General features: G+C 50.1%; 9 protein-coding genes and 1 pseudogene. 3 read left to right on the top strand and 7 right to left on the bottom strand.

The features are described 5' to 3' along the window. The first annotated feature begins 70 nt into the window (after window positions 1-70). From RN347_RS02300 to RN347_RS02290, 3 genes and pseudogenes are all read left to right on the top strand, one after another. Window positions 71-1,002, top strand: a pseudogene (locus RN347_RS02300) (IS30 family transposase). Window positions 1,003-1,325: 323 nt separating this feature from the next. Beyond that, window positions 1,326-2,810, top strand: a complete 1,485-nt coding sequence (locus tag RN347_RS02295) for a glycosyltransferase family 9 protein (protein WP_311959851.1) — start codon at window positions 1,326-1,328, stop codon at window positions 2,808-2,810. A 95-nt stretch (window positions 2,811-2,905) separates the two neighbouring features. After that, a protein-coding gene (locus RN347_RS02290) for an IS3 family transposase (RefSeq protein WP_311958820.1) occupies window positions 2,906-4,026 on the top strand; the annotation gives its coding sequence in 2 pieces (ribosomal slippage) (window positions 2,906-3,164 and window positions 3,164-4,026; 1,122 coding nt in all). A 265-nt stretch (window positions 4,027-4,291) separates the two neighbouring features. Here the strand turns inward: RN347_RS02290 and RN347_RS02285 are convergent. From RN347_RS02285 to RN347_RS02255, 7 genes are read right to left on the bottom strand one after another with little or no spacing between them, the layout of a single operon-like run. Beyond that, window positions 4,292-6,133: a hypothetical protein gene (locus tag RN347_RS02285; RefSeq protein WP_311959848.1), complete on the bottom strand. Its 1,842-nt coding sequence runs from the start codon at window positions 6,131-6,133 to the stop codon at window positions 4,292-4,294. After that, window positions 6,133-8,592, bottom strand: a complete 2,460-nt coding sequence (locus tag RN347_RS02280) for an AAA family ATPase (RefSeq protein ID WP_311959846.1) — start codon at window positions 8,590-8,592, stop codon at window positions 6,133-6,135. The genes RN347_RS02285 and RN347_RS02280 overlap by 1 nt, the downstream gene beginning before the upstream one ends. Then, on the bottom strand, window positions 8,592-10,079 hold the full coding sequence (locus RN347_RS02275; protein WP_311959844.1) for a hypothetical protein: 1,488 nt from the start codon (window positions 10,077-10,079) through the stop codon (window positions 8,592-8,594). Before RN347_RS02275 ends, RN347_RS02280 begins: the two co-directional genes overlap by 1 nt. Then, the gene (locus RN347_RS02270; RefSeq protein ID WP_311959842.1) at window positions 10,063-13,458 is read right to left on the bottom strand and encodes an AAA domain-containing protein; all 3,396 of its coding nucleotides are present in this window, start codon (window positions 13,456-13,458) and stop codon (window positions 10,063-10,065) included. The genes RN347_RS02275 and RN347_RS02270 overlap by 17 nt, the downstream gene beginning before the upstream one ends. Window positions 13,459-13,464: 6 nt before the next feature. Continuing rightward, on the bottom strand, window positions 13,465-14,865 hold the full coding sequence (locus RN347_RS02265; RefSeq protein ID WP_311959839.1) for a protein kinase domain-containing protein: 1,401 nt from the start codon (window positions 14,863-14,865) through the stop codon (window positions 13,465-13,467). 4 nt (window positions 14,866-14,869) lie between these two features. Continuing rightward, window positions 14,870-15,565, bottom strand: a complete 696-nt coding sequence (locus RN347_RS02260; protein ID WP_311959837.1) for a PP2C family serine/threonine-protein phosphatase — start codon at window positions 15,563-15,565, stop codon at window positions 14,870-14,872. Then, window positions 15,565-16,236, bottom strand: coding sequence for a VWA domain-containing protein (locus RN347_RS02255; protein ID WP_311959834.1), 672 nt, complete (start codon window positions 16,234-16,236; stop codon window positions 15,565-15,567). The genes RN347_RS02260 and RN347_RS02255 overlap by 1 nt, the downstream gene beginning before the upstream one ends. Window positions 16,237-16,318: the final 82 nt, after the last annotated feature.

The raw sequence follows: 16,318 nt of genomic DNA, 5'->3' as shown, positions 1-16,318 counted from the left end.
CGATCATCATTCTTTGAAGGCAGTCTCAATGACCAAGTGCAACACCTAACCTATCAGGTAAGGTATTGCCATGACTCATTGTTATCGCCATCTTTCTGCTGAAGACCGAGCTGCCATCATGCTGATGCAGGGTCACCACTCGATTCGCTCCATTGCGCGTCAGTTAGGGCGTGCGCCTAGCACTATTTCACGAGAACTGGTTCGTCATACTGTTAGCCCCGCCAGAGCGTATGACGCCAGCCTCGCTGGACATCGCGCCCGGCTGACCCGCTGTCGGCCTCGTCGTAGCCCGAAGCTACCTCTCAATGGTGAGCTTTTTGAGCTGGTGGTCTACCTGCTGCGCAAGTACTGGTCACCTGAACAAATAGCCCGCACACTGCAGCGTCTGTTTCCTGATAATACTGACCGCCACGTCTCGCACGAAGCCATCTACAATGCGCTCTATTTCATGCCGCGCGGCTCGCTCAAGAAGGAACTGATTGCCTGCTTGCGCCAGGGTAACGGTAAACGTCGCCCCCGCAGCCGCGGCAAGGATAGGCGACCACAGATTCCTGACTTGGTGAGCATTCACCTGCGGCCCCCTGAGATTGAAGACCGCCTGATGCTTGGCCATTGGAGGGTGATCTCATCATCGGTGCCAACAACCGCTCTGCCGTCGGTACGCTGGTAGAGCGAACCACGCGTCTGGTGATCCTGGCGAAAGTGGACGGCATCACGGCCACAGCAGCGGCCGTCGGCTTTAGCGACAAGCTCAATGAGGTATCGCGCTCCCTGCGCCTATCGATGACCTATGACTAGAGCAAAGAGATGGTGAAGCATGCCGAGATCACTCAGAAGACGGGGACAGCAATCTACTTTGCCGACCCGCATAGCCCATGGCAGCGGGGTTCCAATGAGAACACCAACGGTCTATTGAGACAGTACTTGCCAAAAGGCACGGATCTGTCGGTCTACGCCGAGGTGCTCAAGAAAGCTGTCGCCGGCCCGAGCACGCTACAATAGTGTTGCACTTGGAACTTGAGGCCGCCTACCGTAACAGCTTGCTAGTGGCCTTCAGTACGGGATTAAAGCATGTTGGTAGATGCAATTTTATTGTTATTTAACTTAGAATCGCTGCACTCTTTATCTATCTCTGCTCTGCGGTATGGGCTTTGGCCTTAGTAGGTTCATTGATAAACGGCAGTGACCCTAGACTTGTTCATAACAGTACATACGAAATATGGAAGCGATATATCTAGGTTTTTTAGCCCGCGAGCACTACTTGCGGCTACCGAGCATTTCTCACCAACATCACCAAATTGTGAAAGAAGGCGCCCCAGATCAATATGTCGACACTACAGAAAACCGGGCAGTTGGTCGCGCGCTTTTTAGCTCGCTGTTTAGCGGATAGATTTCCGGTGGCGGTGGCTTCTCCCGACCCTTTGCATATCATAGTCCCCAGGTGGGACGCCAAACTTGGTGATGCTATAGTTTCGTCTTTCTTCTTTCGGGAGGTACGCAAGCTGAATGCTCGGGTAACTGTGTTGACGGTGACAGAACTTGCGCCACTACATTTACAGGATTTTGGAGTAGACCGCGTCATCGTCACTGATGCAAATCCAGGCCCAGTAAAACTCTTTAAAATGGCGCGACAACTTGGCCATGTGGATGTCGTGGTTCACTTAGTTGGCAGAATCAAGCCGGTAGAGATTTTATTTTTACGCTTACTGCGACCGGCATGTGTCTATTCTTTTGATGACGGTTTGCGATGTGTCAACCGCAAATTTGGTGCCGCTACGGCTGGCCTAGATTTTCCCGAACGCTTCGAGAAAGTACTCATAGATCTGGGCGTAAACGAAGTCGAGCGCAAGTACATCATTCCCCGCACGTCCCGGATTTATGACACTTCCAGTGCCCCACAGATACTGGTAAATCCCTATGCGAGCCGTCCCGACAAGAGCTTAGCCTTTACCAAAGCGGTGCTGTTGTTGCGCGCCGTAGCCGACGCCTATCCAGACAAGTCAGTTGGGATCCTCTGCAGCCCTGGTTCCCGATCAGATGCAAACAATTTGGAGGCTGAAGTCACTCGTGAAAATGTCCGTGCTCTTCAAGACTTGGCCACGCCCGGGGACGCGGCGGGATACATAAGCTGTGCGCAGGTGGTGGTCACTGTCGACACCGCCATCGTACACATGGCGGTTGGGTTAGAAACCAGACTGGTCGCTATCTACCCGACCATGGGAACTGAACACAATCCGTGGCTACCACCGGCCTCGGCGAGAACCTTAGTAGTCTACAGCCACCAAGACGTACACCGTTATCACCGTTCAGGAAAGAAGGACATGAACTCATTTAAAGTCGAGGAGGTTATTGCTGGCCTGGATAAGCTATTGGAGCCTAAAACTAGCTCTAGCCAACTTCTTGCGCTCCAAGCACAAATCATTCCAGGCTTGGGAGTAGCCTCCGGAACCTTGGTCCGTCAGCTCCCCCTCATCAGCCAGAGTTTCCCCGAAATCAAGGGTTGCTATCCCGGAACGATCAATTTGGAACTTACCCGTCCCCTAATCGTAACCAAGCCTGATCACCGAACAGCCCCGCTCGCTTGGACACCGAGTGGCCGTACAACCGAGGTTTTCGACCTAGTACGGATTGGGTTAGAATTTGGCCATGACAAACGAATAGTGCCCGCATGGTTATATATCGCCCATGCCTCCCCTCATAGGCGTACCCCAACAATCCACGAGGTGATTGCTGAGCCCCTAGATCTAGCCGACATACCAAGTTGCCGTATTCACCTTCGTGCAAGCGCAGTGACACTACAGGAAATTTAAACTCTACCGGACCCTGCTCTTGTTAGCTCGACGTCACCCCCTGATTGAGTAGCGCTACACTTTAGAGTCCGATCCTATGCGTAAGGAGATTGGACATGAAGAAGCGTTTCAGCGAAGAACAGATCATCGGTTTTCTGGGCGAAGCCGAAGCAGGACTGCCCATCAAGGAGCTATGCCGTCGGCACGGTTTCTCAGAAGCCAGTTACTATCTATGGCGCAGCAAGTTTGGCGGCATGAGCGTCCCCGATGCCAAACGACTCAAAGAACTCGAAGCCGAAAATGGGCGCTTGAAAAAGCTGCTCGCGGAGTCGCTACTGGAAATGGAGGTCACTCGGGAGGCGCTGAGAAAAAAGTGGTGAGTGCCCCGGCACGCCGAGACGTGGTGCGCTTTATGGTGTCACGTGGTCTGAGTGAACGCCGAGCGCTCCGTGTCATCCATATGAGTGCCAGTGCATTGCGCTATCAATCGGCCCCTGACCGCAATGGGGCATTGCGTGAACGCATTACGGCCCTGGCCCATCGGCATCGTCGCTATGGCGCTGGCATGATCTACCTGAAGCTGCGTCAAGCCGGTGAACAGGTCAATCATAAGCGCGTCGAACGCCTCTACGCGGCGGCTCGATTGCAGGTAAAGCGCCGCAAGCGCAAGAAGGTTCCTGCGTCTGAGCGAAAGCCCCTTGGCCGTCCTTGTGCCGCCAACCAGGTCTGGTCAATGGATTTTGTATTTGACCGTACGGCAGAAGGACGCGTGATAAAGAACCTCACCGTTGTCGACGACGCCACCCATGAAGCCGTGGCGATCGTACCTGAACGGGCCATTGGCGGCCTGTCGTTAACACGGATTCTGGATCATCTGGCTATACAACGTGGCCTGCCAAGCGCCATTCGTACGGATAATGGAAAGGAGTTCTGCGGACGCGCCATGCTGACGTGGGCTCATCAGCATGGTGTCGCCCTGTTTTTAATCGAACCTGGAAAACCCAATCAAAACGCCTACATCGAATCGTTCAATGGGCGTTTTAGAGACGAATGTCTAAATGAGCACTGGTTCACCAGCCTGAATCACGCGAGGATCATCATCGAGGCGTGGCGACGGGAATACAACGAAGAAAGACCGAAGAAAGGGCTTGGAGGGTTAACGCCTTCCGCCTATGCCGAGCAACTGGTGTTAAAACACGATAAAGTAACTTCAGACTCTAAACCCGGGTGCTACTGAAGATGGGGTGACGTCGCTGAATCAATAGTAAAATATGATTTATCAAGATGCGACTTAAGTTTAAAAATCACCGAGACTTCGTACACATGAATAACTGTGTTGCTAACCAACGCCTAGGTATCGCCAAACCGCCACCGACATGCTTGGTACTAAGGTCATTACCTTCATTGCCAGCCAAAAACACAGGGTAAGCTAGACTACTATCAACCTGATCAATAATTCATAACCTGATCAGCAGTTGGGTTCAAGCAGCTGCGTCACTGCTCTATATTTCAAATATAAAACTTCTCCTTCCAACTTTCTTAAACTCGGCATTCCCAGAAAGAATTTGCTCATATTCTTGACCCTCGCCTTTAGTACGTAAATACCTTTGTGTTTTGCAGTTAGTGCAATCTATACTAAATCCAGTAGACTTCTGACACTTTAGCTTGACAAACCCTGAGCATATAGGACATTTCTGTAATTCCATTATTTCTTCATGCCGCTTTTTAAACTTCCAGGCTTGTTCAAGAGCATTTTCATTAACCAAAGAACGCTCGATCTTTGCAAAATCGGCAGGTGCTAGCGCATCAAGAACTTTTATTTCATGTTTTTCTGCACTCACCTCTAGCCCTGACAATTGAGCAGCTACCCCAATTGTCTTAGCAGGAATCTTGATAAGCGCTCGTCCATAATCTGAAACCAGCTCTCTCTGCAAAAGTTTATCAACTAAATAACCAAACCTCTCTACACCGTACAAATCAAATGGCGAAAGTAGCACCCAGGCACCCTCAGCAACAGCTTGGTTAGAATGCAAACTATCTTCACACAGGTTGGGCCAGGCTAACATTCGTAATGGTTGATAATTCTGCTTCTCATTTTGCAAGGAATAGAAATCAACTGGACGGCCCACAAACCCCATCCAAGGAACAACCTCAAGCAAAACTCGCTCTTCACTGAGTGTATCAGCTGTTGATACGAGAAGCTGCCAATTGAATCCTACCTGCTTAAGCTCAAGATTAAATCCTGCCCAAGTTGATGAAAGCTTTACTCCGAGATAAGGAGTCAAAGCATGGCGAAGTACAAGCCCTGCATACTTTGAGTAAGCTCGATTTAGTCCCTCATTTCGCTCTCTTCTTTCATCAGGCGTTATCCTTTTGCCACCGACGATATTTCTCAATTCGTTCCAAAGGATAGGCAAATGGCGATAGTGCTGATCATGACTCAGAATGTTTGTAAGGTGGAGTCCATCTCCAATCTGTGCGGAGCGACTCACCAGCAGGTAAAGGCCTCTCTGCTTAAGACCTCGAATTATTCCAAGTGCATTCTCAAGCTTGTCAAGCGTCTTCGAGAGCTGTTCGGACGCTTTGCTGGTTGAATCCTGCGTAAAGGCTTTTCCCCAAAGCCTGCATATTTCTTCTGTCAGGCGATGATGCCGATCATTAGTTCCGTAAAACTCTAACGCCTCACTTACCGCCGACTGAATTTGCCTGAGCGTGCCGACTCGTTTACTCAAATACTGATCTATCTTGTCGAGCAATCTTGCATACACACGGTTCTCGTAAATATTAAAATCGTCATCGCTGAACCGGGCTTTCACTCTCTTGGGTATCACTCCGGTCAAGGTCTGACGTTGCCAGCATTCAGAATGCGAGGCCAGATGAACTAAGGCTCCCCTGGCTAATTTCTTCGCCCTCGCAACATCGGTAACCTCCTCTTCATAATACAGATCCAGTCTTGGTCTCATCGATATTTGATGAAGGTGCCCTGCCTCGATGATAGTGAGCAGTTTCGAGTCAAATGAGTTCAAATGGCTATCATTATCAACCACACCTTCGGGCATCAACGGAGATACCAGCTCAATCTCGTCCTCAATGCTTGAGTCAATTGTCTCTAGGATACGCTCGAATAACTCCACCTTCTGGGCTAGAGCCTTGTCCGGTAGCCTGATAGATTTTCGCTGGCCATCAACCAGAGCAATTTCGCTCCCATCATCGACTAATAGCCCGCTCGCTCCCAGGTTCACAGTGGATTGATCACTGGTCACTATCTCGGCTAGATAACGACCAGATTCAATAACTTCGGGCAAATGCCCAATACGCTGCCCTGTCAGCCGATCCACCCACATCAAAAACCACCTTCCTTGCGCTTGATATCTTTCTCTAAGAGCTCAAGTGAGGTCACTGGAACGCTTTCTAGGCTCGAGTGGTTCCAGAACGCTTCCAAAGAATCCATGAGTTTGCGGACAGAGTCTGCACTTACATCAAATCGACCAGTCACCTTACCCTGCCGCATTATTCTGCTTGCGAGCAGGTGATCCAAGGCCTCTCCTCTAGTGGCGCCTGATGCCATCATCACTGGGACAAACCGAAGCGCCTGCTTCTCAAAGCGGTTACCCCAACCCAGGCCAAAGTCATTTTCAAGCTGTCTTGTAAACTCATTACCGGTCAGCTTACCGAGCAAATTTTTGACAGACGATGCATGCTCTTTACAGGCGTTATCAAAAGCGGTTTGTAACGATCTAAAGGAGTAGCTCGCAGGCTGGTGATCCCTTATCTCAAAACTGTGTTCCTGCTTTGGTAGCGTCATCACATGAGAGCGGTCATACGTCTTGTCTGCCAACTCATTCGTCGTCTCGTCATGGTTTGCCGTACCGATAAACCAAACGTTATTTGGAACAAGAATCTGACGACCATCCATCAGCATCCTTGGTGCCCCGGGCAACGCTGTTTCAGAAAGGCTGATTAGTCGCTCAGCCGGATTATTTTTTTCAAGAGCGGACAAGAATTCTGCGAAATATTGCTCTGGTCGAGAGAGGTTCATCTCATCAAGCAGGATCACATTACAAGAGTCTTGCCAGCGAGGGGTCTGTGCCTTGTATAGAGCTTGCAAGCAGTCCTTTTCGTAGAAACGGCGCTCAAAGGCGTTGAAATGACCCAGCAAATCATCGCGATCTCTCCAGCCTGCCTGCACGGCTATGTCCTGACAGAACCCTCCTATGGCCTTTGCAAAGGCCTTCGCAAGGCTCGTTTTACCCGTGCCACTAATTCCTTGGAACACGTGTAACTGACTCATAGCCAAACCACCGAGAAGCAGCCTGATATCCTCAATCGGATAGAATAGCTCCACATTCTTTTCAGCTCGGGCAATACGGTGCTGAAGTTCTTCTGCAAAGGACTTCAAATTTGGGACATGCTCAAGCTCGATGCTGGCCTGGAATGCTTTGTCAGTGTCCATGATCGACATCGCCGGGAACGCTGTTTTAGCCTTTTGCGCATTGGTCAACTGATCAATACGGGTTTCAAGATCGTCAATGTGGACCGCCAGCGTGTTTTTGTGAGATTCGAGAACCCGCTTTTCGCGAGCGATAGCCTCAAGCTCCGTTGCAGCTACGCGCTTCACACTCAACTCCCTGCGCGCCTCGTCCAGTTCCGGGCGCAGAGCAGCAATGTCTCGCTCCAGGTCTGAGACTTTGTCTCGTAAAGTTTGGTTGTCTCGCTGCAACTCAGATGTGTCTGAGACTTCCAACTGTCTTTTTAGATCGCGATTTTCAGCCGTCAATTTCTCTAAAGTCTCAAGTAGTTCTACTGGAGAACGGTTGCCCAGCGCGGCACCCAACTCCTGAAGCTCATACAACCGCTCCTGTAGCTCCTGAACTTTTTCCCAAGCCTTTTCCCTTTGTCCGGATACCTTTGCCAAATCAAGAGCAAATCCACTGCGCTCGGCTTCCATTTCCTCAGTTACACGTTCTTCTAGCTCGGTTTGCTCTGTTTTTAGTTCTGACCACTCTCGATTTAGCCTGGTTCTGTCACGACTGAGCCTTGCCTTCTCTTGTCGGAGTTCATCCCCTTTCTCATCGAGCAACTTGATTCGTTCGGCTTCTGCCTCAGAGCAACTATGCTTGATTTCATTTAGCTGCCGCTCGGCCTGCCTGATTTCTTCCGCTAAAGCTTTCTTCCGATTCTGAAAATCCTCAATATCAGACTCTCTCTGGATCGTCAGTTGCCGCTGCTGCTCTTCCAATTGCCTCAGTGCTTTCTCATTCTCCTCTGCAAACCCTGCCTCAGCGTTCGCCTCTCTCTGCCTGAGGGACCGTTCCATGATCAGCAACTCATTTTTCTTGTTGGCTAGCTCAAGCACCACATTGTCTACATCATTGATTCGTTGCTCCAAGGCAGCCCTGTCCGCTTCGATGCGTTCGGCTTCGTCTTGCAGTCGTTTGTTTTCGGCATCATTTTCTTCACCGAGCTTACTGGCCTGATCCCAGCGTTGGAGATATTCCTCATTAAGCTTGTCCTGATACTTGCTGAGCTCTTTGCACACCTCTGCGAATCGCTCAATCCATCGCGCTACAGTGGCTGACTCTTCAATCTTCCGAAGCGAATCAAGGACCTTATCGACCGACTCTTTATCAACGTCAATATCAATGTTTGAACCAGTGGCTTGATAAATTTTTGATGCATTCTCAAACGAAGCTGACCAGATTGGCCCAAGCTTTTCCAGTGACGCGGCCTGACGAGAAATTGCGGCCGGAGCTCCCGGTGCCACCTGTGAGGGATTACGCTTGTTTCCGTTCTTTTTAGCCATTACATCCAGTCCTTAAAACATTCCGTGAAACTCAGTGCATACTCAATGTGTTCTAACACGACATCCTGAGTGATCTTTTCGACCTTGCCTTTTTTAAATTTACTTTGGCCGTGGCTACTTTGGTTGCGAAGGTCTGCCAGATCTAACAACTGCACTATTTGTAAGTTCTCATCCTGCAAAACTTTTAGCGGGTGCTGATCGTCAGTGAGTGTCCCCATTCCCGCCGCGAAAAGCAGTGCTTTGAGAGAGCTTGAAGGGTTCTGGCATGCACGTATAACCTGGCACAAATCCTGCCGCGCCAGTGTTCGAACGACATCTTCAGTAAAAGATGGAATACCAAGTGCACCAAGCAGCCGCTCATTCAACTTCCAATCCAGTTTTTTAGCTGGAGGTATCTGCCCAACATTTGCCGGATACGTTTTGATTATCCACTGCATCACAACCTCTAGGAGCTTCTGACAGTCCCCCAGGGCGGCCTCCAAGTCAGAATCCCAAGTCGAACCCGATTCAATTTTGCGTCTCCACTTCAATAACCTTGCGAAATACCGCCTGATATCAGGCTGAGCCTCTATCCAAGGGAACTCAATCAAAATATCCAGCTCGGTTCTCTTTTGAAGCTCTCTCAGCCACTCATCATTTGTCAGCGTCCCTGCATCAGGAATACCAATCAGCGGTGCTAAGAAACTCCGAAGTTTTGTGTCAGAGCCCAGCAACTGTTTGACAGGCTCCTCAAGCCACCATGCGCCCGCCCTAAGCCCGAGTGGATCCTTGACCGACCAGAGTTCATCTCCTTCGTCATCACTCGTCACCCAAACAACGATCCTAGCAGCCTCAGGAGAAGCATCCAGACGCTGTACGCCTTGCAAACGAAAAAACTCAGATGAATGCACTCCCCCTAGTTGCTGACTTGCTCGATAATCTTTCCGATAGTCACGGTAGGCTCGGGCCAGCAGCTCGTTGTCCAAGTCAGGAAGACTTTGCTTCTTGGCTCTAGCTAGATAAGGCCGGAAAATATGACCTGTCCGCCTATTGACAGAAAACTCCGGAAACTTGGCTTGCGGATCCACAGGCTCAATCTGTTCAAGCTTGGTCACCATTCGTGGCCAGAAATAGCCGGTTATCGCATCCTGAATGAGGAAACCAGCCTTGAGACTCGTCGACTCGTCTTCTTCATCATCCAGCAACCTATGTCCTTTTTCAGTCAGGCCATTTGCGTCAGAGGTTAGCCAACCATTACTGACCCCTTGTGCAACGATCAGAGCGATCAGTTCAGGGTGTAAGCCGGTCAAAGCAGCAATATCATCCTGTTTGACGCGCTTGGCCCTGACTAACCCCAGAACCGCTCGCTGAAACAAGTTCAACTCGGGCTGTCTGGGCTCAGGATAAAGAACACGATGAACCAAGACCGGCCAAAGAACCGGCCTTGATTTTGACCTGGGTCGGTCACTGAATTTTAGGTAGGTCCCCGTTTCAACGAAGGCTGCCATGATCACCTCCGCAAAGCTCGTAGAGGGCGGCCAGCGCGGGAACAGCTTCTTTGGCAACAGGATTAGTAGCGAGGTTGGCATCACCAACGCAAACCAACATTTGTCGCTGACGACTCATTGCCACGTTCATTCGATTTGGTAACCGTAAAAATCCAAACTGACGGTTCAGTTGTTCTTCCCTGGCAGCGTCATCATCCCACTGAATCTTTGCAAGCTGCGTTGGTTGGTAGGTTCTAACGCAGGATAATAGCACCACATCAAACTCTTTCCCCTGAAAGGCATCCACTGATCCCACCCTCAGCCGCTCTTCCTGACTGTAAGAGCCATCTGCGTTCTGTTTTTTCGTCCACTTGAAGTCATCGTGAGGTTCGTACCCGCTCTCTTGCTTAACCATCAGAGGTTTTCCGTCAATTTTCGTTTGCGCCATTTTTTCCATGATGAAATCCCGCTGAGCGGCATAGAACGTAATAACACCAACAGAAACGGACTCTCCTCCGGCCTCCATTACCCGCCGAACTTCTGTCACGACATGCTCAGCCTCTACTTCCCTAACGCGACTGGTTCCTCTCTTGACAGCGTTGCCTTCTGCCAGTGGAACATTAATCCACTGGCAAACATGCCCCTGATAATGCTGACGCAGCTCTTGCATGCCACTCAGGAACATTTCCGAAAAAGCAAAATCCTCCGCACTACGGCCAGACTGCAACTTTCCAAGCCCTGCCGCCTCGTAAAAATGTTTGCTCACGAAATCCCCCAGAACAGGATGCATACGAAACTGGGTATCGAGCATCACAACTCGCCGTATAGTGTCCTGCCGTTCAAGATCCTGAAGCTTGACTCTCAGTCGCTCAAACAAACTTGATCGAAATGCTGCAAGTTGCTGTTCCGTAAGGTCATGTTCCTCCTGCAACTGCCCTTCTATGTTAGGCTCGAGCATATGCGGTAACTGACGATCATCGCCCACCAAAACAATACGCCGCTTGGCCATCGCCATCGGAACAAACAAGTCCAACGGGTTAGCACGTGCGGCCTCATCTACTACCACCGTTTCAAACTCTATTTCAGAACTATCAAACCCAGCCACTGCTTTTAGATTAGCCATTTGCTGGCCAGCAGACTGCTGGCAGGTGGCACCGACCACCATAGAATACTCATCAACAACGGATTGAGCCGCCTGTCGGTCAAAGTTGAGACTATCCGAGAGCTGCTCAAGCACCCAGGCAACACCTTGCTTACGCTTCTGGACCTTACTCTCAATAAGCCTCTCTAAATCATTCAGCAACTCCAATCCTTTATCATTGATTCGGAATCTCAGCTCTGGAGGACGATAGTCCGGCAAGTAAAGATCCAATAGCCGATTCTTCCAACCAACCAGTTGCTTCAAGCCTGACTGATCCACCTGCTCTGTATCAGCAATCTGCTCCAGAAATGAGAGAAGTTCTCCGTCAGCTCGTGGAGCATTTCGTTTTAACCAGCTCAACAAATCCCAGGCTCGGTCTGGACCATCGTCCAAAAACGACGTTTCAGTCTCCCTCAGAGCCCTGATTTTACGTAGCACAGAGTGGCTCCGCTCTACCTTGTTCTGTGTACTTTGATGACTCCTGTATAATTCATTTATATAATCTCCCAGTTGCGCTTCTATACTGGGGGGAATGATTAGTCCGTGGGCCTCCAGTGCCTTCACCCCAGCCAGAATTTTCTCAAGCTCCTCAGCAAGGCGATAAGGCTCATACCCAGCCACGCGGATGAAGGCCATGGTCTCGGATATTTCTTTGAGCTTTTTAAGCTCAGGATACTTTTCGTACTCCGTTGCAACTTTCTCCTGGAGATAGCTCGTTTGCCTCTCCAACCAAGGGACAATCAAAGCTTCGTCGTCACCAGAACCACGCTTCCCCCCAATCCTGGTGGCGGGCAGCCCTAAGACATCACTTCGGTCCAAAGCGTTATCAACAGCATCATGCTGAAAGCTGCTTATCAAAACCTGTCCTGAGAGATTCTGATCCTGGGATTCCTCTGCCAGACGCCTTTGCAAGGCAGCAATCACCTGAGTTTTACCGGTACCAGGAGGGCCAATAACGATTGCCAAATCAGGAGTATTCAGCGCAGCATCCAAAGCCTGGATCTGCTTCTCTGTCGGCTTTCCACCCTTAAATGTCTCTTTGGCGTAGGGTGTGAGCCCATCAATTCGCCTTCTGCGAGCAGCTGGAACAGCGACACCCTCCAAGAGCCATTTCAATTGAGGCAAACGCTTTCCGGAATCAATGGATTGCTTGGCTGCAAGCCGACGCTTACCCGCGGTGCGGTGCCCCGCCAATGACAGGTATAACCAGCCCTCTTTCTCCCGAGGCCGAACAGATTTCCGATTGGAGGCTGGCTTGAAAATCACGTGATCAGATTTGAAAACGATCGTACCTCGCGGCGTGTTCGCAGAAGCACTTTCGCTCTCATCTGTTGTCAACTCTTCCATCCAGTCTGGTGGGTTAATACCAATATCTACTTGGGTGTTCGATGACAGATCAAGGCCCGTCCAACGATCACGAAACTCTCGATAATCATCGGGTGTCCGCGGAATCAGGCGCCAAGCGTTCTCTCGCCCATCTTCAAAGGTCTCCCAGTCTACAAATCGCAGGGACCGCAATGTCTCCGCCTGTTTCAGAGCGTTCTGCCATTCCTTGTCATTGTATAAATTCCATAACTCTAAATAGCTTTCGTTATCGCGCAATGTCGCATCTAGAATCGCTTGCTGAGAACCGCTGCTCAGAACAGCCGCAACGGATGCATCCACGAACGTAAAATCTCCCGTCAGCAAAGAGAACGCACTGTCATTCCCCTTGTGGCGAGTTACTCTCTTAATAAGTAAAGCACCTTCATCTCTGCGCTCAACATCTGCTCGCCAACCTTTTCCCAACAGCTGAAAACCACCTTTAGCAGTTCGGTTCGAAAACTTCGCAATGGTAAGCCAGTACTCGCCTTCCGCATCCACCACAAACTGGGATTCAAACCAACGACATGCGAGCTCAATATTGTTGCCACCAATCTCTCGCTTGCTATACAGGTCTTCAACGATTAACTCATCAAGTCCAAGTTCCAGATCCATTGGTGTGACTTCTACTGGAGCGCAATACTGCACTAGCAATTGCCCTTTACGCGTTGTCGTTAACAACCATTGCACTTGATCTCGCTGAGCAAGTCGTTCAAACAGGATCCGATCAACTGGGTTGCAGTTAACAATTACACGTGCATCTCCCTGAACCGCCATCCAGTTATCGCTGTATGGCTGCAACTGAATTTTGTGTCCAGGTCGAAAACGGCTCATGTCTTCTTTGCTGGTTAACGTGAGCAGATCTTCTGAAAAAAGAGGAAAATCTTTAAAATTCATGAACCATCACCACCTGAACTGCCAAACAATATGTTGTTCATCCATCTCGCCGACATGGATCCAGTAGGGAGCATCGTGTTTACCACGTAGTTCTTCTTTGAGCCCCTGGTAACGGTCCAATAGCTTGGTTTTACTTTGCCGCTGTAGGTTTAATATACCTTCAGGTAAAGGGTGAATCCCAAGCCCGTGCTCCGAATATTCAATTTTCAAATGATCTTCAGGCCAACGGTCATAGCTGAATGTTGGCATCAGGCGTTTAAGCTCGCGTTTATCACCAGATTGCAGGACAACCTTCCGGCCAGTGGGTATCCAGTCATCCAATCCCGGAACAGCGCCTTTTTCAGGCTTTGGGACAATAAATTCCTCAAACAACACTAAACTTTCATCAATAACCGACGGACAGAAGAAACACTCCGCCCCAAACCCCTTATGAAAATTAGCGGGTAAAAGGTTATGACCACCGCAGCCTCGGCAACTCACCATTCGCTCATCACATTCACTCAAAGCTTCTAACCACTCCGCCATCAAGGGACGTTCTCCGGGATTCGCAAGCCCATCCTCAAAGCAACGCCGAAATAGCTCGGGCAGGCGGCTATGTTCGATGAACTGTATAGGCAGATTGCCAGTGCACTCGTTGTCGAAATCTTCGGAATGGTTAATCCAGGAGTACTCGCCACGCAAGGCGGCCTCTTCTTCTTCTGGCTCACCATCATTAATCAAGTCGCCTTTAAACGGGTGATTGTGAGTCAATAATTGGTAGGCAATGACTGCGAAGCTCCAGCAGTCAGTGAGGCTTGAAAGCAGTGAGTCACCCCTCACAACCTCAGGAGCACCGTAATCAACCGTATGCAGGGTAATACCACTGTGTGATTCAAGACTGATATTGTCACAGTCGATCAGCCAGGTTTCAGCATATTTAGGATCATCAGAGACAAAGATATTGGACGGCGAGAGGTCGCCGTAAAGCATACCTTTTGAGTGCAGCTGATTTAGTGTTCTCGCCAGCTGGCAAAGAATACGCACACGTCTGCGAAGCCCGCCCTGCTTGAGGTAGTCTTCAGAAGACTCATCTCCAGCCTCAATGAAGCTATCAAGAAGGCTCTGCAGTGGGACCAAGCCATCCATAAGCTCCATAACGTAACCATTTCGAGGCGGAGATAGCATAATCAAAGGCTTGGCGAGTTTTAGCCCGCCAAAGTCCTGGCGCACCAGCCACTCGATTTGCCGACGCCAGCGCCCTATCGCCTGATCATCTTTATTCGTGAAGCCTTTGACCAGGACCTGAGGATGACTAGTTCGATAGACGACACCCTGCCCGCCCTGACTCATCTTCTGAACAAGCTGATAACTAGCTCCCTTAGTATCCTGAACAACGCGAGGCGCTTTTTGTTTGGCTGCTGTACTCATGTGCTCAATCCATTCTGAAAATGCTTGCGATGGTTTTGTCGTCACCATGGCGTGGTGTGGACCATTGCTGTAACTCGCTCTCGAGCCAGCGCTTCATTCGCCGCTTGCTGCTGCGCTGCTGGCGCCGATAAATCGCATTGAAAAAGGGTTCTAGCTGCTCTGGAATGAGATCATCAGAGATTCCATCTGTCATTAGCAGCACACCGTCGCCTGGTAAGCTCAGCATGACGTCAGAACTGGCCGCTCCTTTTACATCAGCCTGGGCGAGCGTTGTGGTCTGATTGCCGAACCCATCTTTCTGGGCTGTTAATATCCGGAATCTGCCTTGGCTTCGTATGAGGGCCAGGCCATCTCCAGCCTGCCCAACCAGGCCCTGCCCACGACCGTCAACCCATGCCCAGAGGCAGGTGGTTTCATAGTCGTTATAACCACCAAAAAATGCTTCTCGCCAACGCTGACTGAGCCGCACTGGGGCATCTGCACTGCATACAGGGTTGCTTCGGTCGAGCATAAGCTCACGAGCCAGTTCGACCGCCCGACGCGAGCCAATATGGCTTAAACACCGGCTTCCCAAGCCATCGGCCACTGCAATAAAGCGACCTCGGCCACACCCATGTACGGAAACAGCATCCTGATTTGGAGAACCATCCTGTTCATGGGCTGGCCCCTTTACCGAAGCACCAGCAGCTACTAGCATCATCAGAATTCCCAGTCTTCGTCATCAGCAGCTGGAATTTGCAGAGGTACTGACTGGTTTGGCTTAGCCGACTGACTGCGTGCGCTGACACTCATGGTGACTGCCCGGAAAAACCGATGAATATCACGAGCATTCTCCGCACGGAATAACGGTGCTTCCGGGTCATTCGCAAAATCACCCAGCATGGATTCGTCCGCATCCGAACCAATCGCCATAGCAAACCGAGTTGCCTTGGCAGTACGCTCACCATTCACAAAGCGCTGAAATGGCCCTTGCCAATCATCATTCGGATAACCATCAGAGACGAGAATCACAACTGGTTTATAAGCTCGTGACGGTATGCTCTCTTTATCTTCAATTAACTCATTGGCGATCTTAAGAGCACCGCCAAGCGGTGTCATACCAGTTGCTTCAAGTTGGGCAATCCCCCCTATTTGATGAGCAGGGGTGAGCGGTAAAATCATTTCAGCGCTATCACCACCAAATGCTATGACAGATATCTCTATCTCGGCTCGCAGACGGCTCTCACTCGCAAAGCTCGCGACCATATCTTTCAAGCCTCGATTCAATGCCTCAATTTTTCCGTCCACCGACATGCTCCCACTAGTATCCGCCAACACGATAACAGGCAGAGGACGAGCGTTTTGTACCTGGAATTTTTTTAGTTCTGACATCTATAAATCTCCTTGAAAAACCTTCACTTGAATTGCTTCCAACCATATAGCGAGAAGCATGCCAAGAATTAAAATTCTATAT

This window comes from Halomonas sp. PAMB 3264 (assembly GCF_031954245.1).
In the GTDB taxonomy this organism is placed as follows: Bacteria; Pseudomonadota; Gammaproteobacteria; order Pseudomonadales; family Halomonadaceae; genus Vreelandella.
The sequence above is the reverse complement of the archived record's forward strand: the minus strand, read 5'-3'. Positions and strand labels throughout refer to the sequence as shown.

Coding starts and splice junctions, on each gene's coding strand:
- RN347_RS02295 (WP_311959851.1), top strand. CDS start 1,326: ATGTCGACACTACAGAAAACCGGGCAGTTGGTCGCGCGCTTTTTAGCT.
- RN347_RS02285 (WP_311959848.1), bottom strand. CDS start 6,133: ATGTGGGTGGATCGGCTGACAGGGCAGCGTATTGGGCATTTGCCCGAA.
- RN347_RS02280 (WP_311959846.1), bottom strand. CDS start 8,592: ATGGCTAAAAAGAACGGAAACAAGCGTAATCCCTCACAGGTGGCACCG.
- RN347_RS02275 (WP_311959844.1), bottom strand. CDS start 10,079: ATGGCAGCCTTCGTTGAAACGGGGACCTACCTAAAATTCAGTGACCGA.
- RN347_RS02270 (WP_311959842.1), bottom strand. CDS start 13,458: ATGAATTTTAAAGATTTTCCTCTTTTTTCAGAAGATCTGCTCACGTTA.
- RN347_RS02265 (WP_311959839.1), bottom strand. CDS start 14,865: ATGAGTACAGCAGCCAAACAAAAAGCGCCTCGCGTTGTTCAGGATACT.
- RN347_RS02260 (WP_311959837.1), bottom strand. CDS start 15,565: ATGATGCTAGTAGCTGCTGGTGCTTCGGTAAAGGGGCCAGCCCATGAA.
- RN347_RS02255 (WP_311959834.1), bottom strand. CDS start 16,236: ATGTCAGAACTAAAAAAATTCCAGGTACAAAACGCTCGTCCTCTGCCT.